The organism is Streptomyces sp. CB02414 (assembly GCF_001905385.1).
Lineage (GTDB): Bacteria > Actinomycetota > Actinomycetes > Streptomycetales > Streptomycetaceae > Streptomyces.
Genome location: NZ_LIPF01000009.1, coordinates 21,641 through 48,639, shown reverse-complemented (window position 1 = coordinate 48,639; position 26,999 = coordinate 21,641). Strand labels below are relative to the sequence as shown.

Below are 26,999 nucleotides of genomic sequence, written 5' to 3'. Positions count from 1 at the left end.
TGAGAGGCAGGGCCAACCATGGCCAATTCGGGGAAGGTGGACTGATTTCCATGGCGCAGTGGACTTCGGCCGTGGGGGCGGGGCAGCTCGCCCGGCTGCTCGGCTCCCAACAGGACCGCCCCGCCGGGCCCGGCACCCGCCGACCGCCCGCCTACCGGGCGCTCGCCGACGGCATCCGCCTGCTGGTGCTCGAAGGACGCGTACCGGTCGCCGCCCGGCTGCCCGCCGAGCGCGAGCTGGCCCTGGCCCTGACCGTCAGCCGCACCACCGTCGCCGCCGCCTACGAGGCCCTGCGCGCGGAGGGCTTCCTCGAGTCCCGCCGCGGTGCCGGCAGCTGGACGGCGGTACCGGCCGGGAACCCTCTGCCCGCGCGCGGCCTGGAGCCGCTGCCGCCCGAGGCCCTCGGCTCGATGATCGACCTGGGCTGCGCGGCGCTCCCGGCGCCCGAGCCCTGGCTCACCCGCGCGGTGCAGGGAGCCCTGGAGGAACTTCCCCCTTACGCGCACACTCACGGCGACTATCCCGCCGGGCTGCCCGCCCTGCGCGCGATGGTCGCCGAGCGCTACACGGCGCGCGGCATCCCGACCATGCCCGAGCAGATCATGGTGACCACCGGGGCGATGGGCGCGATCGACGCCATCTGCCACCTGTTCGGCGGACGGGGCGAGCGCATCGCCGTCGAGTCGCCCTCGTACGCCAACATCCTCCAGCTGATGCGCGAGGCCGGGGCCCGGCTGGTGCCCGTCGCGATGGCCGAGGGGCTCACCGGCTGGGACGTGGACCGCTGGCGCCAGGTGCTGCGCGACGCCGCGCCCCGCATCGCCTACGTCGTCGCCGACTTCCACAACCCCACCGGCGCGCTCGCCGACGACGACCAGCGGCGCCGGCTGGTGGACGCGGCCCGCTCGGCGGGGACGGTACTCGTGGCCGACGAGACGATGAGCGAGCTGTGGCTGGACGACGACGTCGAGATGCCGCGCCCGGTGTGCGCCTTCGACCCGGCCGGTTCCACGGTCGTCACCGTCGGCTCCGCCAGCAAGGCCTTCTGGGCCGGCATGCGCATCGGCTGGGTCCGCGCCGCGCCCGACGTCATCCGCAGTCTGGTCGCCGCGCGGGCGTACGCCGACCTGGGCACGCCCGTGCTGGAGCAGCTGGGCGTGAACTGGCTCTTCAGCACCGGCGGCTGGGAGCAGGCCGTCCGGGTACGGCGCGAGCAGGCCCGGCAGAACCGGGACGAGCTGGTGGCCGCCGTACGCCGCGAGCTGCCCGACTGGGAATTCGAGGTACCGCGCGGGGGCCTCACCCTGTGGGTGCGGACCGGCGGTCTGTCGGGTTCGCGTCTCGCCGAGGCGGGGGAGCGGGTCGGGGTGCGGGTCCCTTCCGGGCCGCGGTTCGGCGTCGACGGGGCCTTCGAGGGGTACGTCCGGCTGCCGTTCACCGTCGGCGGCGCGGTGGCCGAAGAGGCGGCGGTACGGCTGGCCGCCGCGGCCCGGCTGGTGGAGAACGGGGGTGTCGGGGGCGGCGAGCCGCCGCGGACGTTCGTGGCGTAGCGCATGCAGCACGCGGGGGCCGGGCGAGAGGGCGGGCGGGCGACGGGGAGGCGAGTCCTCCGGTCAGCTCCCGCGCGGCTGTTCCGCACGGGAGGCCGACGCTCCTCGCCGGTGGAGTGTCAGGTGGTCTCCGCCGCGACCGCCTTGGCGGCGACCGTTTCCTTGGGGGCCGGTTCCGCCGCCGCGGCCATCTCCTGCGGCGCCGCCTCCCCGGCCACCGTTGCCGGCTCGGCCTCCACCTCGCGTGACTCCGGCTCCGGCTCGTCCTTCTTCTCGGTGGAGATCTTCCTCTCCAGCTCCAGCTCCAGCTCCGCCTCCGCCTCCACCGGCACCGGGGCCCGTTCCCCGTCCGCCGGTGTCGTGCGCGGCGGAAGCAGGTCCAGTACCGCCCGGCGGTGGGCTTCGCTGGTCGCGTCGTCGTACGGGTCCGGGGTGGCCGGGACCTGGAGGCGGTGCACCGGGCCCATGCCCAGGCGGGCGTACCCACGGCCCGGGGGGACCTGCTCGACGGGGGTGGTGTGCGGGGGAGCCCCGAGCACGGCCGTCAGCTCGTCGGCCGTGGCCGGGCCGAGGACGACACGCGCGCGCGTGTGCTGCCGTACGGCGTCGCTGAGGCCGTCCAGGGCGTCCAGCTGGTCGGCGACGACCACCGTCACGTTCGCGGCACGGCCGTGCCGCAGCGGAACCTGGAGCAGGGACTGCGGGTCCCTGCGGCCTTCCGCGGCGGCCAGGTGGGAGAAGGCGCCGGGCCGGTCCAGGAAGACCCACAGGGGCCGCCTGGTGTCGTCGGGCGGGACTTCGCCCTCCTGCCGGGCCCGGTTGACGGCGATCAGCCGCCGCTCCGTCTCGGCGGCGGCCCACTCCAGACTGGTCAGTGCCCCGGTGAGCCCGCACTCGACGGCCAGCACGCCGTCCCGGCCGACCAGGCAGGCGTACTCGCCGGTGCCGCCGCCGTCGACGATCAGCAGGTCGCCGTGGTGCAGGGCCTGCAGGGCGACCGAGCGCAGCAGCGTGGACGTGCCGGTGCCCGGCTGCCCGAGGACCAGCAGGTGCGGCTCGGTGGAGCGGATGCCGGTGCGCCAGACGACCGGCGGCACGTCCCGCCGCTCCTCGCCGTGGGTGAGCGGGAGGGTGCGCTGGACCCGGGTCGGGTCGGTGAAGCCGAGGACGGTCTCACCGGGCGCCGTCACGAAGCGCTGGGCGGCGAGGTCGGTGGGCAGCGCCGCGAGCACGTCGACGGTGAGGTGGTTGGCCTCCTCGTTCCAGGTGAAGTGGTACTCCCGGCCCCGGCCCGCCTTGGCGGTGAGCAGGTGCTCGATGCGGGCCCGGGCGTCCGCCTCCCCGTCGGTGAAGTACGCGGGATAACGGATCACCAGGTGGGCGAAACGGCCGCCGTCGTCGAAGTCGTACGCCGGGAAGGCCTTCTCCCACGTGCCGCCGTGGGCGTACAGGGGGTCGGGATCCTCGGCGAGGGAGAAGTACGGGACCAGCGCCTCGTACAGCGACCGCAGGCGCTGGGACTGGGATTCGTCCGGGCCCTGTGGTGCCGGCGGGGTGCGGTCCCTGCCCTGCCAGGCTGCCGCCGCCATCAGGACGATGACGGCGAGCAGCGGACCGTACGGCATGAGCGCCACGACCAGGACCACCGAGGCCGCCAGGAACAGCAGCGCACCGCGCCGGTCCTTGGGGGTCTCGGTCCACCTGCGCCGCGCGGCCGCGGCCAGCCGGCGCAGACCGCGGCCGATCGTGATCAGCGGCTGGAGGACGTCGGTGGCGCTGTCGGCCGCCGTCCGGGCCAGCTCCCGGCTCCGGGCGAGCTGTGCGCCGCCGTTGCTCAGAATGCGGGGGAGGGGCCGCCGGGCCACTGCTGCCTCCTGGGAGTGCGTACGTGCGGATGTCGGGCGGGTCGGGGGGACGTCAGAACTTGATGCCGCCGAGGAGGCCCGCCAGGCTCTCGCCGCCCGCCTTGATGCTCGGGGCGATCGCCGTGGACGCGAGGTAGAACCCGAACAGGACCGCGACCAGCGCGTGCGAGGCCTTGAGGCCGTCCTTGCGGAAGAAGATGAAGACGACGATGCCGAGCAGGACCACGCCTGAGATCGAGAGGATCATGTGAGTTCTCCTGGTTCGCGGGGACAGTCACCATGAGTACTTCCAGGCTCACAGGATGTATCCGTACGATAAAAGGTGCAAATGGGGGAAATTCGGCGAAGTTGCCCCGAGTGGGGTAGGTGTGGCTGGGCCGGATGAGCAGTGCTGTTGCGCGCGGCCGGGTCCTTGCCGATCTTTACCCCCCGGCACTTCGGCTCACGTGCCGTGCCAGCCAGTACCCTGGCGATTCACTCGCACGGCCGCACCGCTCGCGGCCGTGCGCACCCGCAGTCCCCCGACGTCCGCACGGTGCGGCGTTCGTAGTGAGAGGTGGTCCGGCCGATGAGTGAAGCCCCCGACCCCGAGGTCGTGGAGCTGGCGACCAAGATCTTCGACCTGGCCCGGCAGGGCCGGACCGAGGAACTGGTCGCTTACGTGGACGCCGGTGTCCCCGCCAATCTGACCAACGACCGCGGCGACTCCCTCGTCATGCTCGCCGCCTACCACGGCCACGCCGACGCGGTGCGCGCCCTGCTGGCGCGTGGCGCCGAGGCCGACCGCGTCAACGACCGGGGTCAGACGCCGCTCGCCGGGGCCGCCTTCAAGGGTGAGACGGAAGTGACCAAGGCGCTCCTGGAGGCCGGCGCGGACCCTTCCGCCGGTACCCCGTCGGCCGTGGACACGGCGCGGATGTTCGCCCGGACGGAGCTCCTGGAGCTGTTCGGCGCCCAGTGACCGGACGCGGGGCCGGACCTGATCCGGGCTCGCTCCGCCCATTCTGACCAGGCGAAACACAAAAAACGGGGGAGGCGGTACCGGGCCGCCGAAATTTCGGTCGCGGCAGATGTGACCGCCGGGCCATCATGACGACGTGGTTCACGGACGTGATGGCTGGGCAGATGTTGCCGCACCGCGCGGGCCGTGACACGGCCCGCAAGGGCCACCGACGAGAGGCAGAGGAACATGGTCTTCAGCAAGCAAGAGACGGCGGGCGTTTCGACGTGTTGGCGCACGGCCAGGTAACGCGTGCTCCCCGGTTGCGTCGACGCTTGATGTGAGGCTGTTTCCCATGTTCGATCCGGTCATAGCGCCCAGCGGTACGCTGCTCGGCCTGCTTCAGCGGGGTCGCGGCGACGGCACGCTGCATGCGCTCACCGCTCCGCGCGCCGAAGCGCTCGCGGCACTGAACCACTGTGTGCTCCACGACCCCCGCCACGACTGGCAGGTCGAGAACCGCTCCCTCTACTACGCCCGCCTGTACCTCGACCTCGGCGGCGAGCTGGACGCCATCGAGGCCCACCTCTTCGACCCCGAGGACGTCCTGGACTCCGACGAGTCACGCACCGGCCTGGCCCTCGCGGTCCTCGGCCACCTCGCCTCGTACGGCAGGCTGGACGCGCTCCAGCTGCTGCGCAGGTACGCCGCCCACGGCGTGAACTGGGCGTGGGCCCTGGACGAGCTGGCGCTGCGCGACGACGACGCCGGCCTGCGGTCCCTCGCCGCGCCCGTCCTCGCCCGCTTCCCCCGTGACGCGGAGGGCGAGGCCGAGCTGGCCGTCGCCGTCCGTGACGCCTTCGAACCACGGCCTTGGCGTCTGTGGGCCGACGATCCGCGCGAATCGATCGCCACGCGGGTGCGCGCCGCCCAGGAGCGCGGCTGTTTCGACCGATGGCAGCGGCAGCTGAACTCCACCGGGCCGCGCCCGGAGTGGAGCGTGCGGGCCGTGTTCGACTGGGCCGACCAGGGCGTGGAGCGCGGCGCCGCGCTCCACGTGCCGGCCGCCCGGTGCCTCGCGGCCGTCGCCGGCCCCGAGGACCGGTCCGAGATCGTCGAGGCCGCCCGGTCCGGCGGCGAGGGCGCCCGCTGCACGGCCCTGCGCTACCTCGCCGACGGCGACGATCCGGACGCCCTCGGCCTGATCGAGGGCGCCATGGCCAACGGTTCGACACCGGTCATGGAGGCAGCGGTGTCCTCCTTCGAGCGCATGCGCGGCCTCGCCGCCGTCGACCGTGCCCGCAGCTGGGTCCACCGGCCCGACGCCCTCGGCGCCGCCGCCGGGCGCGTACTGGCCTGCCGGGGCGGAGCGCAGGACCGCGACCTCGTCCTCGCCGCCCTGCGGGAGGCGATCCGCGGTGAGGGTCCCGACGCGCCGACCTTGTGGACCCTCGTCGACGGCACCGGCCGGCTCGGCATCGCCTGCGCCGCCCCCGTGCTGCGCCACATCTACCGCGAGACCGCCTCCTCCCACCTGCGCGGCCGTGCCGCCCGGGCGCTGGCGGCCACCGATCCCTCCTTCGCCGCCGGCTTCGCCATCGAATGCCTGTGGGACTGCGAGGAGACCACCCGCGAACTCGCCGCCCGCCACGCCGAGACCGGCGACAACCGCGTCGTCGAACGCCTGCGCAGGCTGGCCGCCGATCCGGCCGAGGAGGACGAGGTCCAGACGGCCGTACGCAGCCGCTTCGGCCCGGACGCGCCCGCGATGTGAGCGGGCCGGCGCGGGCTGAGCAGGCGCGGAGGCCTGGACGGTCCGGGAGGACTTGAGCAGGGTGCGGAGACGCGGGCGGTCCGGGAAGGCTGAGCGGGTCCGAGGGCTGGGTGGTCCGACCTGATCCGCCGGACAGGCCCCAGGGGCACGTGCGCCGGCCGAGGAGGTGGCGTTCGTGCCGGCGCTCCAGCCTGTGGGACGGTGCCCGCGGCCGTCCGGTCGCGGGTGGGGCCCGTACGTCCGTGCCGCCGCCGGGGCGTGCCGCGTAGGCGAGGCAGGGCCCCGAATCGCCGGGCGGCAGCCCCGCCGCGTGAACGACGGATGGCCCGCCGGTACGCCGGGCGTGGCCGCGGACTGACCCGCCCGGGTGGGCGGGCAACGCTCATGGGACGTTCCTCGCCCGGAAAGATCGACGTTGACGCGAGCACGTCCAGCCCGGCGACAACACGGGTATGCGTGTCGTCATCGTGACCGAATCCTTTCCCCCCGATGTGAACGGCGTGGCCCACTGCACGCTCCAGACCGCCCGGCACCTCGTCGACCGCGGTCACGACTGCGTGGTCGTCGCTCCGGCCACCGCCCCCGGCAACGACGCGGACACCTCCGCACCGTGCCCCCTCGTCCGGATCCCCTCCCTCCCGCTCCCCGGCTACCCCCAGGTCCGCGTCGCCCTCCCCAGCCGGCGCGTGGCCGCGGCGATCGCCGAACATCGTGCCGACCTCGTCCACCTGGCCAGCCCGTTCGTCCTCGGCGTACGGGGCATGGCCGCCGCCGCCCGCCTCAGCGTCCCCGCGGTGGCCGTCTACCAGACCGACCTGGCCGGCTACGCCCGTACGTACATGGGAGCGGGCGAGGCGGCGGCCTGGCGGCGCATCCGCTCCGTGCACTCCGCCGCCGACCTCACCCTCGCCCCGTCCGGCGCGGCCCTGCGCGACCTGAGGGCGCACGGCGTGCCCCGGGTCAGCCTGTGGCCGCGGGGAGTGGACACCGCCCGCTTCCGGCCCGACCGGCGCGACGAGGCGCTGCGCCGCGAACTCGCCCCGAACGGCGAGCTGCTCGTCGGCTACGTCGGGCGGCTCGCGCCGGAGAAGCAGGTGGAGCTGCTGTCCGGGGTCTGCGGGCTGGACGGCGTACGGGTGGTGGTCGTCGGGGACGGGCCCAGCCGCCCCGGCCTGGAGCAGGCGCTGCCGGGCGCGGTCTTCCTCGGCCGCCGCACCGGCGACGAACTCGCCCGGGTCTTCGCCTCCCTCGACGTCTTCACGCACACCGGTCCCTTCGAGACGTTCTGCCAGACCGTGCAGGAGGCCATGGCGAGCGGCGTTCCCGTCGTCGCGCCCGCCGCGGGCGGCCCCCTGGACCTCGTCGCCCACGGGCGCACCGGTCTGCTGGTGCCGCCGCGCGACGCCGCCGCCGTACGGGACGCGGTGTGGTCGCTGGCCGCCGACCCCGCGCTGCGGGCCGCGTACGGCGCCGCCGGGCGGGCGGCCGTCGAGGGCCGCACCTGGGCGGCCGTCGGCGACCGGCTGATCGGGCACTACACGGACGTCCTCGCCACCCGGAAGGCGGTGCTGGCGGCATGAGCGGCGCACTGCGGATCGTCCGGCTCGCGAACTTCGTCGCCCCGGCGTCCGGCGGCCTGCGCACCGCGCTGCGCGAGCTCGGCAAGGGCTTCCGGGCCGCCGGGCACCACCCCGTCCTCATCGTCCCCGGCGAGCGCGCCGACGACCGGGAGACCGAACAGGGCCGCGTCATCACCCTCCCCGGGCACCTGCTGCCCGGCACCGGCGGCTACCGCGTCCTCACCGACCGGCGGCGGGTGGCCGCGCTGCTGGAGGAACTGGCCCCCGACCGGCTCGAGGTCTCCGACCGCACCACGCTGCGCTGGACCGGCAAGTGGGCCCGGCGGGCCCGGGTCCCCGCCGTGATGGTCTCCCACGAGAGCGCCGACGGTGTGCTGCGCACCTGGGGCCTGCCCGAGCGGACGGCCCGGCGCACCGCCGACGCCCTCAATCTCCGTACGGCGCACACCTACGCGCGCGTGGTGTGCACGACGGAGTTCGCCGAGCGGGAGTTCGTCCGCATCGGGGCCCGTAACGTCGTACGCGCTCCGCTCGGCGTCGACCTGGCCGGACGGCACCCCGCGCTGCGCGATGCGGCGCTGCGCGCCCGGCACGCGCGCGTGGACGAGACCCTGCTGGTGATGTGCTCCCGGCTGTCCGTGGAGAAACGGCCCGGCACGGCGCTCGACGCGCTCGCGGCGCTGCGGCGGCGGGGTGAGCGGGCGGTGCTGGTGGTGGCCGGGGACGGCCCGTTGCGTCCGCGGCTGGAACAGCGGGCGCGGGAGCACAGGCTGCCCGTGACCTTCCTCGGGCACGTCGCCGACCGCGGACTGCTCGGTGCCCTCCAGGCGTCCGCCGACGTGTGCCTGGCGCCCGGACCGGCCGAGACCTTCGGGCTGGCCGCGCTGGAGGCGATGGCCTGCGGTACGCCCGTGGTGGCCAGCGCGTCGTCGGCGCTGCCGGAGGTGATCGGCTCCGCCGGTGCCGTCGCCGCCGGTCACGGGGACGGCTTCGCCGACGCCGTGGCCCTGCTCCTCGGCCGCCGGGAGGGGGCGCGACGGGAGGCGGCACGCGCGCGTGCGGAGTGTTTCGGCTGGGACGCGGCGGTCCGGGCGTTCCTGGCCGCGCACGACGCGGCGCTGCCCGCGCACCCCGCGCTGCCGGAGACCGTGTCATGAGACGCGTCCGGTTCGTGGCCCTCGGAGACTCGCTGACCGAGGGCGTCGGCGACCCGGTCGGGGGCGGGTGGCGCGGATGGGCCGCGCTGCTCGCCGCCGGACTGGCCGAGGAGCCCGCGGAGTTCACCAACCTCGCCGTCAGCGGGGCGCAGACCCTCGACGTGGCCGGGCGGCAGCTGCCCGCCGGCCTCGCCCTGCGGCCCGACGTCGTGTCCGTCGTCGTCGGCGTCAACGACACCCTGCGCCGCACCTTCGACGTCGGCGCGGTCGCGGCCCGGCTGGACACGGTGTACGCCGCGTTCACCGCTCAGGGCGCGCTGCTGCTCACCGCCTGCCTGCCGGACCCCGGCACGATGCTCGGGCTGCCGGGGGCGCTGGCCCGCCCGCTGGGCCGGCGGCAACGTGCGGTCAACGCCGTGGTGCACGCGCTGTCGGACCGGTACGGGGCCGTGCACCTCCACGCGTGCGAGGGCGACTGGACCACGGACCGTGCGATGTGGAGCGCGGACCGGCTGCACCCCGGCGAGCGGGGTCACCGGCAGCTCGCCCGGCGCTTCCACACCCTGCTCGCCGAGCGCGGCGCCGCGACCGGCCCCGCGCCCTCGCCCGACGCCGAGTCCCCCGCCCCCACCAGGTCGGCGAGCCTGTGGTGGCTGGCCACCGCCGGTACCGGCTGGGTGGCCCGGCGCTGCACCGACCTTCTGCCCCAACTGCTGACCCTGGCCGCCGACGAACTGCGCCACCACGCGCGCGGCACGAGCGCCCGCCTCGACCTGCGCACGTCCGCCGCGGTCTCCGCCGCGCTCACGGCCCTGTCGGCGACCGAGCGGCCGGAGGCGGCGTGACGGGGGCGGCGTGAGGGGAAACAACGTCCTGACGGGCGTTCGACCGAGGTCCGCTCTGCGGTGTCTCCCCTCTCCGGCGCCCGTCGGGGGCGTCCGGGACTCAGACCACGCGGTACTGCTCGTCCCGCGCGTCGGTGAGGAACATCTGCCCCGGCGCGTGGGTGAGCGCGAAGGGCGGACGCGAGGCCATGACCGCGGCCTGCGGCGTCACGCCGCACGCCCAGAACACCGGGATGTCGTCCGGCTCGGCGTCCACCGGGTCGCCGAAGTCCGGCCGGTCCAGGCCGGCGATGCCGAGCGCCGACGGATCACCGCAGTGCACCGGGCTGCCGTGCACCGCCGGGAGCAGACCGGTCTCGCGGATCGCCGCGTCCAGGTGCGCGGGCGGCACCGGACGCATGGACACGACCATCGGACCGCGCAGCCGCCCGGCCGGCCGGCACTGCCGGGTGGTGACGAACATCGGCACGTTGCGGCCCTGCTCGACGTGGCGGACGGGAACGCCCGCCGAGAGCAGCGCCCACTCGAAGGTGAAGCTGCAGCCGATCAGGAAAGTCACCAGGTCGTCGCGCCAGTGCGCCCGTACGTGCGTCGGCTCGTCCACCAGTTCGCCGTCCCGCCACACCCGGTAGCGCGGCAGATCGGTGCGCAGGTCCGCGCCTTGGGCGAGCGTGGTGGTCCATGCCCCGGCGTCCGTGACGTCGAGCACGGGGCAGGGCCGCGGGTTGCGGGCGCAGAAGAGCAGCATGTCGTACGCCCAGTCGGCGGGCACCGAGATCAGGTTGGCCTGGGTGTGGCCGGCCGCGACCCCGGCAGTGGGGCCGGTCAGCCCTTCCCGGAAGCGTGCGCGGGCCGTTCTCGGGCTCCACGCGCGCGCGTGCTCGTCGACGAGGACGACCGGCCGGTCCTCGGCCACGGGGTGCGGGGAGGAGTACGTCACGACAGTTCCCTTCCGCGTGTCTCCGGCAGGCCCAGAAGGGCCAGCGCCGCGATGCCGTAGCCGATGGCGCCGAAGACCAGCGCGCCGCCCACACCCCAGCTGTCGGCCAGGAAGCCGACTGTGGTCGGGAAGACGGCGCCCACGGCGCGCCCGGTGTTGTACGTGAAACCCTGGCCCGCGCCCCGCACCGCCGTCGGGTACAGCTCGCTCAGGTACGAGCCGAAGCCGCTGAAGATCGCCGACATGCAGAAGCCGAGCGGGAAACCGAGTATCAGGAGCAGGGTGTTGGCGCCGCTCGGGATGTTCGCGTACGTCAGGATGCAGACCGCCGACAGCAGGGCGAAGAGCCAGATGTTGCGCCTGCGGCCCAGCCGGTCGGTGAGGTAACCACCGGTCAGGTAGCCGATGAAGGCGCCCGAGATCAGGAACGTCAGGTAGCCGCCGGTGCCGACGACCGACAGGTCGCGTTCGTCCTTGAGGTACGTCGGCACCCAGGTGGCGAGCGTGTAGTAGCCGCCCTGGACGCCGGTGGAGAGCAGGCTCGCGAAGAGCGTCACGCGCAGCAGGCCCGGCGTGCCCGCGGTGCCCCGCCTGAAGATCGCCGCGAACGAGCCCTTCCCCGCGCCCTGCTCACGGACCTCGGTGGCCCTGGGCGCGTCGTGCACGCTGCGCCGCACCCAGACCACGAGCAGCGCGGGCAGCGCGCCCGTCCAGAACATCACGCGCCAGGCCAGGTCGTCTCCGGCCAGCGAGAAGACCAGCGTGTAGACGACCACCGCGAGCGCCCAGCCCACGGCCCAGGAACTCTGGATCGCGCCGAGCGTGCGCCCCCGGTGCTTGGCGCTCGCGTACTCGGCGACCAGGATCGCCCCGACCGCCCACTCGCCGCCGAAGCCGAGGCCCTGGAGGGCGCGGAAGACCAGCAGCGTCTCGTAGTTGGGCGCGAACCCGCAGGCCACCGTGAACACCGCGTAGGTGATCACGGTGAGCAGCAGGGCCTTGACCCGGCCGACGCGGTCCGCCAGGACGCCCGCGAGGGCACCGCCGACGGCGGAGACGACCAGTGTGACGGTCGTGAGCAGCCCCGTCTGACCGCTGTCCAGGCCGAAGTAGGCGGACAGCGCGACCATGGTGAGCGGCAGCGTGAAGTAGTCGTACGAGTCGAGGGCGTAACCGCCGAACGCGCCGCCGAAGGCACGTCGGCCCCGCGGTCCCAGGGCGCGCAGCCAGCCGAACGGGCCGTCGTCGGAGGGGCTTTGACCAGGTCCGGAACCGGCTTCGGCGGACACGGCCGGCGGGGGAGGGGGGGATGTGCTCATGGGCACCTCGCAGGGGGAGGGCGGGCGATCGGGCGCTGGGCACTTCACGGCACCGTAGGGGATCGTTCAACGATCCCTCAATACCCCTGTTGTTTCGTCCTGGCATCTGCGATTGAATTCCGGGCATGGCAGAGCAGTTGACGGGACTGGCGGACGACCGCGCCCTCCTCGGGCGGACCAGCACCGCGGAGCGGGTCTCGGACATCCTCCGGAGCCGGATCGCCGACGGCTACTTCCCGCCCGGCACCCGCTTGTCGGAGGACAGCATCGGCGGTGCGCTCGGGGTCTCCCGCAACACCCTGCGCGAGTCGTTCCGGCTGCTCACGCACGAACGCCTGCTCGTCCACGAGCTGAACCGGGGCGTCTTCGTCCGGGTCCTGACCGTGGAGGACGTCGAGGACATCTACCGCACCCGGGCCCTCGTCGAGTGCGCCGTCGTCCGCGGCCTGGGAGATCCGCCGTACGCCCTGGACGGACTGGCCGAGGCGGTCGAGGACGGGCGCCGCTCGGCCCGCGAAGGTGACTGGAAAGGGGTGGGTACGGCCAACATCCACTTCCACCGGGAACTGGTGGCCCTCGCCGGCAGCGAACGCACCGACGAGCTGATGCGCAGCGTCTTCGCCGAACTGCGCCTCGCCTTCCACGTTGTGGACGACCCGCGGCGCCTGCACGAGCCCTACATCGCGCGCAACGCGGAGCTCCTCGACACCCTGCGGACCGGCGAACGCGAGCAGGCCGCGCGACTGCTCGCCGTCTACCTCGACAACTCGCTGGAGCGGGTCGTGGAGGTCTACCTGCGGCGGGTCGGGGACGAGGGCTAGCTGCCGGGGCGGGCGCGCCGGGCCGCCTGTCGCGTCGGGGCGCATCTGTGCCGTTTGGGTCGTTGTCAGACCGAGGACCTAGTCTGTGCACCGTGACTTCGCCTGCATCGACGGACAGCGTTCCGCCCCAGCTCAGCGCGGGGCCGCGCCCCGCACCGGGCCCGGCCGCCGACGAGGGACTGGCGCGGCGGCTGCGCGCGCTCGCCTGCACGGCGCCGCTGCACGACCTCGACGCGCGCAAGGCCAACCTCGCGGGCGAGTACTCGGTGTACGGCATGGCGGAGGTCGCCCTGGCCGCCATCGACCTGGTCACGCTCAACATGGACTTCGACACGGGCGCCGACCACGACCAGATCGTGGCCCGGCTGATCCCGCGCGTCACCGCCCAGGCCCCGGCGCGGCCCGCCGCCGAGCACGAGCGGGTGGCCCGCTGGGTCCTGGAGAACCTGATCAACGTCGGCAGCGTCGACCGCGGCTTCCGCGCGGTGTACGGCACCTTCGGCCCGGACGGCACCTACGTCCGCCGCGACTACGACTTCAAGCTCCTGGAAGAGGTCCCCGGCCCGGGCGGCACCGTCTACCTGCGCACCACCGACGAGGCGGTCAACGTCCTCGTCGGCGCCCTGGACACCGACGTCACCAGCGCCCAGATCGCCGCCGAGGTCAAGCTGGAGGTGCTGATCAGCCGCGGCCGGCTCGCCGACGCCCAGCTCGCCGCCGAACAGGCCCGGTACCGGACCGTGCAGTACTCGGAAACCCTGCGCAAGGCCCTGGACGCCACCCGGCGCAACGTCCGCGCGGTGGACTGGCTCACCGCCGTCCCCGACATGATCGCCGAGGCCCTGGACCACGTCGCCGACCGGTACCGCCACGAGAACGCCATCCTCACCAACATCCGCAAGGCCCGCGACGAGTCCGAGGACCCCGAGCACAAGCGCCGCGCCGCCGAGCTCGTCGACATCGTCAAGGACTGCATCCGCCGCCACACCCAGCTCCAGTCCCGTCTCCTGGAGGCAGGCCCGCTCTTCCGCGCCGAGCAGGACCGGCAGGCCTTCGGCACCCCCCTGACGACCTCGGGCCTGGACCTGTACGGCCACCTCGTGGCCCCCGTCCTGCCGCTGCCCCTGGAGCAGGCGCTCCGCGCCACGGACGCCTTCTTCGCCCGCGGCACCGGTCTGCGCACCCCCGTCTCCGTCCGGGTCGGCGACCTCGTCGACATACTGCTGACCCCGCCCGTGGAGCGGGAGCACCTGGGCGCCGAGATGCCGGAACCCGACCTGATCGCCACCCCGGACGACAGCCGCTTCAGCGAGGAGCAGCTCGCCGCCGCCATGGAGCTCCTCGACCTGCCGCACGACGCACCGCGCCGGCTGTCCGGACTGCTGGCCGACGCCCGCGCCCAGGATCCCGAACTCCCCTACCTCGTCGCCCTGCTGGCCGTCCACGCCGCCAGCCCGCCGGTCGGCACCGCCTACCGGCAGGGCGAGCCCAAGCTGCTGTTCGCCGTGGACGACGGCACCGAGCTGGACGACCCGGAGTTCGGCGGCGCCGACCTCGTCGTCGGCACGGCGCTGCTGGACGCGGCCGGAATGGCCGCCGACCGCACGGAGGCGGCATGAGCACACGCCGCCGGCCCTGCCCCGGGCCCCCAGAGCACCACCACCAGCACAGCCGGCACCAGCACAACGAGGAGAACCGACCGTGACCGAGCACGTCGACCGGAGCGAACCGGAAGCGGGCCCCGCGCAGGCCACCGCGGCCGTCACGCCCGCCGACGCCGCCGACGCGGCGCGGCTCGTCGCCTTCGGCCTCCAGCCCAAGCTGCTCCCCGCCCGCGACCAGGAGTACGCCGACCTGCTGCGCCGCTACCGCGAGGACCCGCCCTTCGCCCGCCTCGCCGACGCCGTGGCCGCGGGCCTCGGGCTCGTCGTCCTGGAGGTGTCCCCGCGCGCGGGGATGGCCGTCACCGCCGCCGAGGACTCGGTGTTCGCCGTCCGCATGGGCGACTACGCGCGTCGCGCCGCCACCGACTCCGGCGACCGCTTCCTGCACGGCCTCGCCCACCTCGCCGTCGCCGCCATGGCCTTCCCCCGTCCCGAGGACCTCGCCGACGACGGCTACATCGGCCGCGTCACGGTCAACGGAGTGGACGCCTTCGTCCGCCAGGCCTGCCGTCGCCTGGAGGAACGCGCGGAGGAACAGGGCGAGAACACCGACCCGGCCACCGACGCCCCCGGCCTGGAGGCCGCCTGGCGGATCTGGGCCAGACGCAGTTCGACCGGCGCCACCAAGGACGCCCGCAGACTCCCCGGCTCCACCACCGGCATCGTCGGCAAGGCCGCCGCCTTCCTCACCGAGTCCGGCTTCCTCCAGCGCACCGGTGACGACAACGGCGGCACGTACCGCACCACCGCCCGCTACCAGCTCCAGGTACGTGACATGGCGGGCAGCGCCGCCATGGCCGAACTGCTGGAGCTCGGCATCGTCCCCGTCACCGACGGCACGGCGACGCTGCTGCCCGCCGACGAGACGGACGACCTGGAACTGGTGGCCGACGCCGGCCTGCCCTTCCACGGCTCCTGACCACCCGCCCGCTCACCGCCCGCGCCTCACCTCCCCGACTACCCGAAGACTTACGAGAGTCCGCCATGTACGAGCTGTCCCGGGTCCGCCTCTACTCGATCGGACCCGCCGGTGCGCGCTACGCCGACACCGTGCTTGACCTGCGCGGGGTGGGCGAGCCCGTGCCCGACCCCGCCCCCACGCAGGCGGAGTTCTTCGAGGAGGAGCCGGTCGGCCCGCCGCGCCGGCCCGCGCCCGCCGGCGTGCTGTTCCTGGAGAACGGCGGCGGCAAGTCCGTGCTGCTCAAGCTGATCTTCTCGGTGATGCTGCCGGGCCACCGCAACACCCTGGGCGGCGCCAGCTCCGGCGTACTGCGCAAGTTCCTGCTCGCCGACGACTGCGGACACGTGGCGCTGGAGTGGCAGCACGTGCAGACCGGCGAGTGCGTCGTCGTCGGCAAGGTCAGCGAGTGGCGCGGGCGCCAGGTCTCCAACGACCCGAGGAAGTTCGCCGAGGCCTGGTACTCCTTCCGGCCCGGCCCCGGACTGACCCTGGACAACCTGCCCGTCGCCGAGGCCACCGCCGTCCGCCCGCCCGTCGAGGGCGTCTCCGGTGCCCAGGGGCGCCGGCGCACCATGAAGGGCTTCCGGGACGCCGTCACCGAGGCCTCGAAGGCCTACCCGCACCTGGAGGTGCACTGGGAGGAGATCCACGACCGCTGGATCGAGCACCTCGGCGACCTCGGCCTGGACCCCGAACTCTTCCGCTACCAGCGCGAGATGAACGCCGACGAGGGCGAGGCCGCCGGCCTCTTCGCGGTCAAGAAGGACTCCGACTTCACCGACCTCCTGCTGCGCGCCGTCACCGACACCCGCGACACCGACGGACTCGCCGACCTGGTCGGCGGCTTCGGCAACAAGCTGGGCCGCCGCGCCGAACTGATCGCCGAACGCGACTTCACCGCCGGGTCCGTCGACCTCCTCGGCCGGATCGTCGAGGCCACCGACGCCCGCGCCCGCGCCCGCGACATCCACACCGCCGCCGAACGCCGGACCAGGACCCTCGCCCGCCGGCTCGCCGCGCGCGGCGCCCGGGAGCGCGTCCGGGCCGGCGACCTCGCCCAGCGGGTGACCGCCGCCGCCTACTCCGTCACGCACGCCGAATCCGCCCGGGACCGCAGCGCCCTCGTCGCCGCCGAACTCGCCTACCGGCATGCCTCGCTGGCCCTGACCGCCGCCGAGAAGTCCGCCGCCGCGCAGAAGCGTGAACTCGCCGACGCCCGCACCCTGCACTCCGCCTGGCAGGCCGCCGAAGCCGTCCTGCGCCACCGCGCCGCGGCCGACCGCGTCGCCCGCGTGTCCGCCGCCATCCAGGAGGCCGAGCGGGACGCGGCCCCCGCGCTCGCCGCCCGCTCCGAGGCCGCCGTCGACCTCGTCCGCGCTCTGCACGCGGCGGCCGGCAAGGCCGAGCACCACGCCAACGAGGAGGAGGAGCGCTCCGCCGCCCTCCAGGAAGTCAGCGACGCCGCCCACCGGGACTCCACCGCCGCCGCCACCGAGGCCCAGCGGGCCCGCAGCGAGGCCGGGCACCTGCGCCAGCGCCTCACCGAGGTCGAGCAGGAGACCGCCGAGGCGGTCCGGGCCGGCTGGCTCGACGACAGCGCACCCGACGCCGACCCCGCGCGGGCCGCCCTCGCGGCCAGCGACGCCGAGAAGACGACCGTCGAGGCCTGGGACACCGCCCGGGAGGCGGCACGCCGGGCCACCGAGCACGCACGCGAGGCCGCCGCCGCCGAGAGCCGTGCCGAACTGACGGCGGCCCGCGCGGCCGACGCGGCCACCGCGGCCGGGAACGCCCACGAGACCGAGCGTCGCACCGCCGAGTCGCTGGCGGCCGAGGAACGCCTCGCCGACCTGCTGGGCCTGGCCGCCGGCTCCCGCCCCGGCATCCCGCAGCCCCGCCAGGACACGGACGGCGGCGATCCGGCCACCGCACACCACACGGCCGACGGGGCACTGACCGCCGAAGAGCTCGACCGCTTCGCCGACGAACTGCGTGAACTGCTCGACGACACCGTCTCCGCCGCCGAACGCCAGCTGTTCGACCTGCGCACCGCCGCCGCCGACGACTCCCGCATCCTCGGCGCCCTCGGCGACGGCGGACTGCTGCCGCCCGGCCCCGACGTGCTGGCCACCGTGGAGTTCCTGGGCGAGCACGGCATCCCCGCCCTGCCCGGCTGGCGCTACCTCGCCCAGGCCGTCGACCCCGCCGACCACGCGCGCGTGCTGGCCGCCCGGCCCGAGCTGGTCGACGGCGTGATCATCACCGATCCCGACTCGCACACCCGCGCCCGCGAGGTCCTCGGCGACGCGGCCCTGCTGCCGCGCTCCGCCGTCGCCGTCGGCACGGCCGCCGCCCTGCTCGCGCCCACCCCGGCCCCCGACTCCGGCACCGGCACCGGCGATGTATTCCTCGTACCGCCGAACCCCGCCATGCACGACGAGCACGCCGCCGACGAGGAGCGGCAGGCGCTGCGCGCGCGGGCGACGGAGCGGGACGACGAGATCCGCACCCTCGCCGCGCGGCTCGGCAAGGACCGGGAGCTGGCGGCCCGGCTCGCGTCCTGGCGCACCGGCTGCCCCGCCGGACGCCTCGCCGAGCTGGCCCGCACCGCCGAGGAGGCGCAGGCCTTCGCCGAGGAGGCCGAGGCCGAGCTGACCGAGGCGCGCACCGCGCGGGCCGAGGCGGAGGAGAGCGCCGCCGAGGCCGTACGGGTGCGCGACGAACGGCAGGAGGCCGCGCAGAAGGCCCGGCGCGCCGCCGACGCCCTCGCCGGACTCGCCTTCCGGCTGCGTGAGCGCGCCGGCTGGCAGGCCAGGCTCCGCGAGCTGGCCGACGAGGGCACCGAGGCCGAGGCCCGCGCGCAGGCCTGCCTGGAACGGGCCCGCGCCGCCGACGAGGACCGCCGCGCCGCCCAGCGGGCCGCCGACGACGCCCGCCGCACCGCCCGCGCGCTGCGCGCCGAGCGCGCCGAGATCGCCGGCGCCCCCGACGACGTACCGGAGGAGGCACCCGAGGACGGCCCGGACACGCCGAGGGCGAAGGCGAGCCTGCCCGACCTCCGCGAGGCCTACCGGGCCGCCTCCCAGGTGTACGAGAAGGTCGGCGTCGGCGCCGACCTGCGCGCCGAGCAGGCCCGCGCGGAGAGCGACGAGAGCGCCGCCCGCGCCGAACTGGACCGGCTCAGCAACAAGGTCCGCACCCGGGCCGCCCAGCTGCTGGAGTCGCCCGACGGCTCCGACGGACCCTCCCGGCAGGCCGCCGCCGCCCGCGCCGAGGAGCTGGTCCAGCTCCTGGAGACGCGGATGTCGCACGCGAGCGAGCAGCTCGGCCGGCTGCGCGGCGAGGCCGAACGCCACGCACCCGAGGACGGCGACGCCCACACCGAACTCCCCGAGGAGCTCCTGCCGCGCGACGCTGAACACGCCCAGACGCTGCTGCGCACCGCGACCGCCGAACTCGCCTCCCGCACCGAGGCGCTGTCCCAGGCCCGCGAGGCCCACGCCGGACTGCTCGACGCCCACCGGGCCGCCGAGGACGCGGCCGGCGGCTTCGACGAGGTCGCCGCCCTGCTCCGCGACCTGCTGCGCGAGCACGCCGAAGACGAGCAGGAGGAACCCGAGCCCTACCCGGACACCATGGAGCAGGCCCGCGGCTCGGCCGCCGAGGCCCGCCGTTCCCTGCGCGGCTGCGCCGCCGACCTGTCCGCCGCCGAGGCCGCCGTACGCGAGGCGAGCGACATCCTCGTCCGGCACGCCAACTCCACCCGGTACGAGCAGGTCCGCACCCCCGCCCGCCAGCAGATCCGCGAACTGCCCGCCTCCGCGCTGCCCGAGCACGCGGCCAAGTGGGCCGAGGCCTTCGCGCCCCGCCTCCGCGTCCTCACCGACGAGCTGGCGCAGCTCGAACGCAACCGCGACTCGATCGTGGACCGGCTGCGCGGCCTGGTCGAGTCGGCCCTCGCCACCCTCCGTTCCGCCCAGCGGCTGTCCCGGCTGCCCGAAGGCCTCGGCGAGTGGTCCGGGCAGGAGTTCCTGCGCATCCGCTTCGAGGAACCCGACCAGGCGACGCTCACCGAGCGGCTCGGCGAGGTCGTCGACGAGGCCACCCGCGCCGCCGTCAGGAAGAACTCCGACCTGCGCCGCGACGGCATGTCCCTGCTGCTGCGCGGTGTCGCCGCAGCCCTCCAGCCCAAGGGCGTCGCCGTCGAGATCCTCAAGCCCGACGCCGTACTGCGCGCCGAGCGCGTCCCCGTCGGCCAGATGGGCGACGTCTTCTCCGGCGGCCAGCTGCTCACCGCGGCCATCGCCCTGTACTGCACGATGGCCGCGCTCCGCAGCAACGACAGGGGCCGGGACCGGCACCGGCACGCCGGCACCCTGTTCCTCGACAACCCCATCGGCCGCGCCAACGCCACCTACCTGCTGGAGCTCCAGCGGGCCGTCTCCGACGCGCTCGGCGTCCAGCTCCTGTACACCACCGGCCTCTTCGACACGACCGCGCTGGCAGAGTTCCCGCTGGTCATCCGGCTGCGCAACGACGCCGACCTCAGGGCGGGCCTGAAGTACATCAGCGTGGAGGAGCACCTGAGGCCGGGCCTGCCCCAGCCGGCCCCGGCCGGTGACGGCGAGGCCGAGACGGTGCACAGCGAGATCACGGCGACCCGCATGTACAAGCGTCCCGCACAGTCACCGGCCTAGGCCGGCGGCTGCCCGCCGAGCCGGCCGAGCAGCCACTCGTGGAAGAGTCCGATGTGGTGCTCGGTCGGCACCAGCACCCCGCCCGCGCGGTAGGCCCGGGACGACATCGCCGGCTGGGTCCGCTCGCAGGCGGCGAAGTCCTGGACGTTGACCCGGTGGAACAGCTCGACCGACTTCGACAGGTCGGCCCCGGACGCCACGACCTCCGGCGCGTACAGCCAGTCGCACTCGACCACCGTGCGGTCCTCGGCCATCGGGAACATGCGGTGCAGGATCACATGGTCCGGCACGAGGTTCACGAAGACCGTCGGCCGCACGGTGACGGCGTAGTAGCGCCGGTCCTGGCCGTCCGACACCTCGGGCAGCCTGCCGAAGCCCTCGCTGCCGTCGACCGTGAAGCCCCGCACCCCCTCGCCGAACTCGGCACCGTGGCCCACGTAGTACTGGGCCGCGTAACCGTCGGCGAACTCGGGCAGCACGTCGGTGAGTTCCGGGTGGATGGTCGCGCAGTGGTAGCACTCCATGAAGTTCTCGACGATCAGCTTCCAGTTGGCCCGTACGTCGTACGTCACCCGCCGGCCCAGTGCCAGCCGCTCCGTCCCGTACCGCTCGATCGCGGCCGGGTCGCCGAGCCGTTCGACGGCCGCGCCCCGCACCGTCTCCTCGAAGGAAGGCGGCTCGTCGGCCAGGCACACCCAGGCGTAGCCGAGCCATTCGCGCAGGGCGACCTCGACCAGGCCGTACGCGGAACGGTCGACGTCCGGCATCTTCGTGAGGTTGGGCGCGGCCACCAGCCGGCCGTCGAGGTCGTACGTCCACGCGTGGTAGGGGCACTGGAGGGTGCGCCGCACCTCGCCGGACTCCTCCAGGCACAGCCGGGCGCCACGGTGGCGGCAGATGTTGAGGAAGGCGCGCAGCCCTCCGGTGCGAGTACGCGTGACGATCACGTTCTCGCGGCCGACCTGCACGGTGCGGAAGGCGCCGGGCCGCTCGAGGTCGGCGCCGCGCACCGCGCAGACCCACATCGTCTCGAAGACGTGCCGCTGCTCCTGACGGAAGACCTCCGGGTCGGTGTAGTAGCGGCCCGGAAGCGTCGAGATGAGGCTGGGGGAGAGGGGAGTCGTCGTCACGTGCGTACTCCTCGGAGGGGATCGAAGAGGCCGATGGGGTGCGCGGTGGTGCCCGTAAGGGCCAGGTCGGCCAGGATCTCGCCGACCACGGGCACGAACTTGAAGCCGTGTCCGGAGAAACCGCAGGCGACGGTGACCGATCCGGGGTGCGCGGGGTGCCGGGCGATGACGAAGTGTTCGTCGGCGGTGGTGGTGTACATGCAGGTCGCGGCCTTGAGGAAGGTCCCGGGCAGGTCCGGGACGCGGGTGGACATGTGGTCCGCCATCGCCTCGACCTCGTGGTCGTGCACGGTGCGGTCGATGGTCTCCGGCGTGGTGGCGTTTCCGTTGCGGAAGAAGGCGACCTTGGCGCCTTGCCCGGGGCCGTCGATGGCCGGGAACCCGTAGACCTGGACGCCGGCCGCGTCCTCCCAGACGTAGATGGGCTGGCGCCCGGGGCGGAAGGGGCGGACGCCGTTCCTCGGCTGGAACCAGTACATGACCTGGCGTTCGACCGTGAACGGCACCTCCAGGTCGGCCAGCAGCCGGGGCGCCCAGGCCCCCGGGCACATCACCAGCTGCGCGGCTGTGTAGGTGTTGTCGGCGGTGTGCACCCGCACGCCGTCCCGGTACGGCTCCCAGCGCGTCATCGGTTCGTCGAAGTGCAGGTCGGCGCCCTGCCGGGTGGCGAGCTGGAGGTGGGCGGCGACCGTGTTCTCCGGGCGCAGCAGGCCCGCCTTGGCCTCGTACAGGGCGACCTCGTCGTCCGCCGGAGCGAGGGTGGGGAAGCGGTGGCGGATCTCCCGGGCGTCCAGCATCTCGTGCGGCAGGTCCCACTCACGGGCCGAGCGCAGCGAGCCGGAGACGGTCCAGGAGTCGGGCCGCCCGACCATCACGCCGCCGCACAGGAGGGCGATGTCCCGGCCAGTGTCCCGCTCCAGCTCCTCGTACAGCTCGTAGGCACGCAGGAGCAGCGGCACGTAGGCGGGGTCCTCGAAGTACGACTGCCGGGTGATCCGGGAACCGCCGTGGCTGGAGCCGCGGTTGTGCACCGGGCCGAACTTCTCCAGTCCCAGCACGCGGGCGCCCCGCGCGGACAGGTGGTGCGCGGCGGCGCTGCCCATGCCGCCGAGGCCGATGACGATCACGTCGTAGGTGGGGGACAACGGACGGCCCTCCTAGCGTTCTGGTGCCCGGGATTTCCCGGTGTCCTGGATGGCTAGCGGCGGATGCGGGTCATCCGCGGGTCGAAGAGCGGTTCGTCGGCGACCGTGGCGGGCACCTTCTCGCCGAAGTACTCGATGTGCACACCGGTACCGGTGGCCAGGCCGGCCGGCAGCCAGGCGTAGGCGACGCAGCGGCCGAGGGTGTAGCCGTACGCGGCGCTGGTCACGTGACCGACGGGCACGCCGTCGACGTGCACGGGCTCCTTACCGAGGACCACGGCCGCCGGATCGTCGAGGAGGAGGGGCGTGAGACGCCGGACGGGCTCCCCCTTGAGCTCCAGCGCCGCCTTGCCGGTGAAGTCGGGCTTGTCGCGGCGGACCGCGAAACCGACACCCGCCTCGTACGGGGTGTGCTCGTCGGTCATGTCGGTGCCCCAGGCCCGGTACCCCTTCTCCAGGCGCAGGGAGTTGAAGGCGGACCGCCCGGCCGCGATCACTCCGAGGTCCCGGCCGGCCTCCCACAGCGTGTCCCAGAGCCGGAGCCCGAGGTCGGCCGTGGTGTACAGCTCCCAGCCCAGTTCGCCGACGTAGCTCAGGCGCAGGGCCGTGACCGGGACGTGGCCGACGTACGTCTGCCTGGCGCGGAAGTAGCCGAACGCCTCGTGCGAGAAGTCGTCCGGGGTGAGCGGCTGGACGAGGTCGCGGGCGAGCGGCCCCCAGACGCCGACGCAGCAGGTGCCGGAGGTGACGTCCCTGATGTGGACGTCGGCGGGCGCGTGCCGGAGCAGGTGGTCGAGGTCGGCCGGGGAGTTGGCGCCGACCTGGAAGCGGTCGGGCGCGAGGCGGGCGACGGTGAGGTCGGAGCGGATGCCTCCGGTCTCGTCCAGGAGGAGGGTGTAGGTGACCGCTCCCGGCTTCTTGCGGAGGTTGTTGGTGGTCGTGCGGTCGAGGAAGTCCAGGGCTCCGGGGCCGGTCACCTCCAGGCGGCGCAGCGGGGTCATGTCGTACAGCGCGACCCTCTCGCGGGTGGCCAGTGCCTCGGCCGCCGCGACGGGGGACCAGTGCCGGGCCGACCAGGCGTCGCGGGCGGGGAGCCGCAGGCCCTCGGCGAGACCGGCGTTGGCCTCGTACCAGTGCGGGCGCTCCCAGCCGCCGCCCTCCAGGAAGTGGGCGCCGAGCTGCTGCTGCCGGGCGTGGAAGGGGCTCACTCGCAGCGGCCGCGGCCGGTCCATCGGCTGGAGCGGGTGGACGACGTCGTACACCTCGACGAACTGCTGTGAGCCGCGTTCACGGACGTATGCCGGTGAACGCTGTGCTTCCTCGAAGCGCGTGAGGTCGCACTCGTGCACGTCGATCCCGGGCCGTCCGCTCACCATCCACTCGGCGACGGCCTTGGCGACGCCGGCCGAGTGGGTCACCCAGACGGCCTCGGCCAGCCAGAAGCCGCGCAGCGTGCGGGATTCACCGAGGACGGGCATGCCGTCCGGGGTGAAGGAGAAGACGCCGTTGAAGCCCGACTCGATCCCGGTCCCGCGCAGTGCGGGCATCAGCCTGCGGCAGTCCTCCCAGCTCGGCGCCCAGTCCTCGGAGGTGAAGGGGTAGGACGAGGGCATGTCCATGTTCCGGGAGCGGGCCTCGTCGTAGGCGGGGACGGCGAACGGGTCGACGGGCAGCGGCCGGTGGGCGTAGGAGCCGATGCCGATCCGGTCGTGGTGCTCGCGGAAGTACAGGTCGCGGTCCTGGTGGCGGAGGATCGGCCTCGAAGCCTCCGCCGCGGCCCCGCTCAGCTCCGGCAGCGGACCGGTCCTCGCGTACTGGTGGGCGAGGGGTTGCAAGGGGACGTCGACCCCGGCCATGCGGCCGACGACCGGCCCCCAGAAACCGGCCGCGGAGACGACGTGGTCGGCGGGGAAGGTGCCCCGGTCGGTGACCACGCCGGTGACCCTGCCGTCCTGCCGTTCGATGCCGGTGACCGTGTGCCGGTCCAGGAAGCGGGCGCCCCGCGCGGTGGCGCGGTCCAGTTGGGCGCGGGAGGCGTGCAGGGCGTGGGCCAGGCCGTCCCCGGGGGTGTGGAAGCCGCCGAGGACCACCGACTCGTCGAGGAGGGGCCAGAGTTCCTTGCAGCGGGCGGGGCCGACCACCTCGCCCGTCACGCCCCAGGCGGCGGCGTACCCGGCGCGCCGGTGCAGGTCCGCCAGGCGCTGCGGGGTGGTGGCCAGTTCCAGGCCGCCGACCTGCCGGAAGCACGGCTCGCCGTCCGCTTCCAGGGACGTGAACTTCTCGACGGTGTACTGGGCGAACGCGGTGAGGGTCTTGGAGGGGCTGGTCCGGAAGACCAGGCCGGGGGCGTGGGACGTCGAGCCGCCGGGGGCGGGCAGGGGGCCCTGGTCGAGGACGGTGACGTCGGTCCAGCCGCGGGCGGTCAGCTCGTCGGCGAGCGAGCAGCCGACGATGCCGGCGCCGATGACCACCACACGGGGAACGGACCGGGGGCCGCGGGAGCTCGACCCGGGGCTGTGGGCGCTCACAGGACCACCACCGAGCGCAGCACCTCGCCGCGGTGCATCTTGGCGAACGCCTCCTCCACCCCGTCCAGCGAGGTGGTCTCCGAGACGAAGGCGCCGAGGTCCAGCTGCCCGTGCAGGTACTGGTCGACGAGGAACGGGAAGTCGCGGCTCGGCAGGCAGTCGCCGTACCAGGACGACTTGACGGCGCCGCCCCGGGAGAACACGTCGATGAGCGGCAGCTCGACCGCGGTGCCCGGTGCGGGCACGCCGACCTGGACCAGTACGCCGGCGTGGTCGCGCATGTAGAAGGCCTGGCGGAACGTCTCCGGGTGCCCCACGGCGTCGATCGCGAGGTCCACGCCGTGGCCGTCGGTGAGGGCGCGGACCGCCTCGACGGGGTCGGTGCCGCGCGAGTTGACGGTATGGGTGGCGCCGAACCGTTCGGCCCGGTCCAGTTTCCCCCCGTCGACGTCGATGGCGATGATCTTCATGGCGCCGTTCAGGGCGGCGCCCGCGATGGCCGCGTTCCCGACGCCGCCGCAGCCGATGACGGCGACCGAGTCGCCGCGGCCGACGCCGCCGGTGTGGACCGCGGCTCCGTAACCCGCCATCACACCGCAGCCGATCAGGCCGGCCGCCTCGGGCCGGGCCGCCGGGTCGACCTTCACCGCCTGGCCCGCCGCGACCAGCGTCTTGGCGGCGAAGGCGCCGATGCCGAGGGCGGCGGTCAGCGGGGTGCCGTCGAGGAGCGTCATCGGCCGGGCGGCGTTGCGGGAGTCGAAGCAGTACCAGGGGCGGCCACGGCGGCAGGAGCGGCACGCGCCGCAGGGGGCGCGCCAGGCGAGGACGACGTAGTCGCCCGGCTTCAGGTCGGTGACGCCCTCCCCGACCGCCTCGACCGTGCCGGCCGCCTCATGGCCCAGCAGGAACGGGAAGCCGTCCGTGATCGCGCCCTCCCGGTAGTGCAGGTCCGTGTGGCAGACCCCGCAGGCCTGTACGGCGACGAGGACCTCGCCGGGGCCCGGGTCCGGGACGACGATCGTCCGCACCTCGACCGGTGCGCCCTTCTCGACAGCGACTACGGCACGGACCTCGTGTGTCACGACAAGCTCCTCAGCTGTTGCGCAGTGCACGATGGGTTGCGCTATGAGGAACATAGTGGGAAGGCCGGAGAGTGGCCGTCAAGAGGTGCGGGACAACGCCCGGGAGAACCCCCTCGGCGCCGTGCCGCGCCACGCGGGCGCGTGCCCGGTCAGCCGCCGTAGCCCATACGGCGGGACAGCTCCACCCCCGCCGCCAGGGTCCGCTCGGCCAGGTCCGCGAGCCGCTCCGGAGTCAGCCGGTACACCGGGCCCGAGACGCTGATCGAGGCGATCACCTTGCCGTCGTGGGAGCGCACGGGAGCCGCCACGGCGGCGAGCCCGATCTCCAGCTCCTCCTGCGTGATCGCGTAGCCCTGGTCCGCCACGGTCGCCAGCTCGCCGCGCAGCACCGCCGCGCCGGTGACGGTGTGCTCGGTGAACCGGTGCAGGGGGCGGGCCAGCAGGCCTTCGCGCAGGGTGGTCGGCAGGTGGGCCAGCAGTACCTTGCCGCTGGCGGTGGCGTGCAGCGGGGTGCGTCTGCCGAGCCAGTTCTGCGCCGTCACCGAGGCGGTGCCGCGGGCCTGCATGATGTTGACCGCCGCGTCGTCGTCGAGCACCGCGATGTTCGACGTCTCACCCAGTTCGTCGGCGAGTTCGCGGCAGACCGGAACGCCCTCCTGCGAGATGTCCAGCCGCACCGCCGCGGCCCCGGCGAGCCGCAGCACTCCCGCCCCCAGGTAGTACTTGCCGCGCTCCTTCTCCTGGGCGACCAGGCCGCGGTTCTCCAGGACGCCGAGCAGGCGGAAGGCGGTGGACTTGTGCACGTCCAGCTCGTCGGCGATCTCGGTGACGCCGGCCTCGCCGTGCCGGGCGAGGATCTCAAGGACGCTCACGGCGCGGTCCACCGACTGCACACCGCTCGCCGCGCCTCTGCCGGCCTGCTTGTTCTCCACGCGGTCCTCACCATGGTCGGGCTGCTTGTGCGTGCGGGGCATGGCTCGACTCCCACCACCTGACGGCCC

Annotated in this window: 19 protein-coding genes; 10 read left to right on the top strand and 9 right to left on the bottom strand. The window is 74.3% G+C overall.

Annotated elements, in window-relative coordinates:
* The first annotated feature begins 50 nt into the window (after positions 1-50).
* A complete protein-coding gene (locus tag AMK11_RS27355; protein ID WP_073730751.1) occupies positions 51-1,550 on the top strand; it encodes an SCO1417 family MocR-like transcription factor in 1,500 nt (499 codons plus the stop codon).
* 119 nt (positions 1,551-1,669) lie between these two features.
* Here the strand turns inward: AMK11_RS27355 and AMK11_RS27350 are convergent, their stop codons facing one another.
* Together AMK11_RS27350 and AMK11_RS27345 are read right to left on the bottom strand one after the other, a co-directional pair.
* Positions 1,670-3,415, bottom strand: a complete 1,746-nt coding sequence (locus AMK11_RS27350) for a hypothetical protein (RefSeq protein ID WP_073730750.1) — start codon at positions 3,413-3,415, stop codon at positions 1,670-1,672.
* Positions 3,416-3,467: 52 nt separating this feature from the next.
* The gene (locus tag AMK11_RS27345; RefSeq protein ID WP_003977410.1) at positions 3,468-3,662 is read right to left on the bottom strand and encodes a hypothetical protein; all 195 of its coding nucleotides are present in this window, start codon (positions 3,660-3,662) and stop codon (positions 3,468-3,470) included.
* 321 nt (positions 3,663-3,983) lie between these two features.
* Between AMK11_RS27345 and AMK11_RS27340 the strand changes: the two genes are divergently transcribed.
* From AMK11_RS27340 to AMK11_RS27315, 5 genes are all read left to right on the top strand, one after another.
* Positions 3,984-4,376 (top strand): ankyrin repeat domain-containing protein, encoded by a 393-nt coding sequence (locus tag AMK11_RS27340; protein ID WP_073730749.1) that lies wholly within the window; start codon positions 3,984-3,986, stop codon positions 4,374-4,376.
* A 334-nt stretch (positions 4,377-4,710) separates the two neighbouring features.
* Positions 4,711-6,129 (top strand): hypothetical protein, encoded by a 1,419-nt coding sequence (locus AMK11_RS27330; protein ID WP_073730748.1) that lies wholly within the window; start codon positions 4,711-4,713, stop codon positions 6,127-6,129.
* A 452-nt stretch (positions 6,130-6,581) separates the two neighbouring features.
* Complete coding sequence (locus AMK11_RS27325) at positions 6,582-7,709, top strand: glycosyltransferase family 4 protein (protein ID WP_073730747.1); 1,128 nt, start codon at positions 6,582-6,584, stop codon at positions 7,707-7,709.
* A complete protein-coding gene (locus AMK11_RS27320) occupies positions 7,706-8,866 on the top strand; it encodes a glycosyltransferase (RefSeq protein ID WP_073730746.1) in 1,161 nt (386 codons plus the stop codon). Before AMK11_RS27325 ends, AMK11_RS27320 begins: the two co-directional genes overlap by 4 nt.
* A complete protein-coding gene (locus AMK11_RS27315) occupies positions 8,863-9,711 on the top strand; it encodes an SGNH/GDSL hydrolase family protein (protein WP_073730745.1) in 849 nt (282 codons plus the stop codon). The genes AMK11_RS27320 and AMK11_RS27315 overlap by 4 nt, the downstream gene beginning before the upstream one ends.
* A gap of 100 nt (positions 9,712-9,811) precedes the next feature.
* On the opposite strand, the gene AMK11_RS27310 is transcribed toward AMK11_RS27315, so the two are convergent.
* Positions 9,812-10,651 carry a putative hydro-lyase gene (locus tag AMK11_RS27310; protein WP_241847099.1) on the bottom strand — a complete coding sequence of 280 codons (840 nt, stop codon included), beginning with the start codon at positions 10,649-10,651 and terminating at the stop codon, positions 9,812-9,814.
* On the bottom strand, positions 10,648-11,970 hold the full coding sequence (locus AMK11_RS27305; RefSeq protein WP_073730744.1) for an MFS transporter: 1,323 nt from the start codon (positions 11,968-11,970) through the stop codon (positions 10,648-10,650). Before AMK11_RS27305 ends, AMK11_RS27310 begins: the two co-directional genes overlap by 4 nt.
* Before the next feature lie 125 nt (positions 11,971-12,095).
* Here AMK11_RS27305 and AMK11_RS27300 point away from each other — a divergent pair, with 125 nt between their 5' ends.
* The 4 genes from AMK11_RS27300 (at position 12,096) to AMK11_RS27285 (ending at position 20,113) form a co-directional block, all read left to right on the top strand.
* Complete coding sequence (locus tag AMK11_RS27300) at positions 12,096-12,791, top strand: GntR family transcriptional regulator (protein ID WP_073730743.1); 696 nt, start codon at positions 12,096-12,098, stop codon at positions 12,789-12,791.
* 92 nt (positions 12,792-12,883) lie between these two features.
* A complete protein-coding gene (locus AMK11_RS27295) occupies positions 12,884-14,410 on the top strand; it encodes a hypothetical protein (protein ID WP_073730742.1) in 1,527 nt (508 codons plus the stop codon).
* Positions 14,411-14,492: 82 nt separating this feature from the next.
* The gene (locus AMK11_RS27290; RefSeq protein WP_073730741.1) at positions 14,493-15,374 is read left to right on the top strand and encodes a hypothetical protein; all 882 of its coding nucleotides are present in this window, start codon (positions 14,493-14,495) and stop codon (positions 15,372-15,374) included.
* Positions 15,375-15,439: 65 nt separating this feature from the next.
* Positions 15,440-20,113, top strand: a complete 4,674-nt coding sequence (locus tag AMK11_RS27285) for a hypothetical protein (protein ID WP_073730740.1) — start codon at positions 15,440-15,442, stop codon at positions 20,111-20,113.
* On the opposite strand, the gene AMK11_RS27280 is transcribed toward AMK11_RS27285, so the two are convergent.
* From AMK11_RS27280 to AMK11_RS27260, 5 genes are all read right to left on the bottom strand, one after another.
* Entirely contained in the window at positions 20,110-21,243 is a 1,134-nt protein-coding gene (locus tag AMK11_RS27280) for an aromatic ring-hydroxylating oxygenase subunit alpha (RefSeq protein ID WP_073730739.1), read from the bottom strand. The genes AMK11_RS27285 and AMK11_RS27280 overlap by 4 nt on opposite strands.
* Positions 21,240-22,388, bottom strand: a complete 1,149-nt coding sequence (gene solA / locus AMK11_RS27275) for an N-methyl-L-tryptophan oxidase (RefSeq protein ID WP_073730738.1) — start codon at positions 22,386-22,388, stop codon at positions 21,240-21,242. Before solA ends, AMK11_RS27280 begins: the two co-directional genes overlap by 4 nt.
* A 53-nt stretch (positions 22,389-22,441) precedes the next feature.
* A complete protein-coding gene (locus tag AMK11_RS27270) occupies positions 22,442-24,862 on the bottom strand; it encodes a GcvT family protein (RefSeq protein WP_241847098.1) in 2,421 nt (806 codons plus the stop codon).
* Between the two features lie 50 nt (positions 24,863-24,912).
* Positions 24,913-25,998 carry an S-(hydroxymethyl)mycothiol dehydrogenase gene (locus AMK11_RS27265; protein WP_073730736.1) on the bottom strand — a complete coding sequence of 362 codons (1,086 nt, stop codon included), beginning with the start codon at positions 25,996-25,998 and terminating at the stop codon, positions 24,913-24,915.
* A gap of 149 nt (positions 25,999-26,147) precedes the next feature.
* The gene (locus AMK11_RS27260; protein WP_241847097.1) at positions 26,148-26,972 is read right to left on the bottom strand and encodes an IclR family transcriptional regulator; all 825 of its coding nucleotides are present in this window, start codon (positions 26,970-26,972) and stop codon (positions 26,148-26,150) included.
* Positions 26,973-26,999 lie beyond the last annotated feature (27 nt).

Bases quoted from the DNA above. Each gene is read 5' to 3' on its own strand.
- AMK11_RS27355 (WP_073730751.1), top strand. From the start codon at position 51: ATGGCGCAGTGGACTTCGGCCGTGGGGGCGGGGCAGCTCGCCCGGCTG.
- AMK11_RS27320 (WP_073730746.1), top strand. From the start codon at position 7,706: ATGAGCGGCGCACTGCGGATCGTCCGGCTCGCGAACTTCGTCGCCCCG.
- AMK11_RS27330 (WP_073730748.1), top strand. From the start codon at position 4,711: ATGTTCGATCCGGTCATAGCGCCCAGCGGTACGCTGCTCGGCCTGCTT.
- AMK11_RS27305 (WP_073730744.1), bottom strand. From the start codon at position 11,970: ATGAGCACATCCCCCCCTCCCCCGCCGGCCGTGTCCGCCGAAGCCGGT.
- AMK11_RS27300 (WP_073730743.1), top strand. From the start codon at position 12,096: ATGGCAGAGCAGTTGACGGGACTGGCGGACGACCGCGCCCTCCTCGGG.
- AMK11_RS27340 (WP_073730749.1), top strand. From the start codon at position 3,984: ATGAGTGAAGCCCCCGACCCCGAGGTCGTGGAGCTGGCGACCAAGATC.
- AMK11_RS27315 (WP_073730745.1), top strand. From the start codon at position 8,863: ATGAGACGCGTCCGGTTCGTGGCCCTCGGAGACTCGCTGACCGAGGGC.
- AMK11_RS27345 (WP_003977410.1), bottom strand. From the start codon at position 3,662: ATGATCCTCTCGATCTCAGGCGTGGTCCTGCTCGGCATCGTCGTCTTC.
- AMK11_RS27285 (WP_073730740.1), top strand. From the start codon at position 15,440: ATGTACGAGCTGTCCCGGGTCCGCCTCTACTCGATCGGACCCGCCGGT.
- AMK11_RS27325 (WP_073730747.1), top strand. From the start codon at position 6,582: ATGCGTGTCGTCATCGTGACCGAATCCTTTCCCCCCGATGTGAACGGC.
- AMK11_RS27260 (WP_241847097.1), bottom strand. From the start codon at position 26,972: ATGCCCCGCACGCACAAGCAGCCCGACCATGGTGAGGACCGCGTGGAG.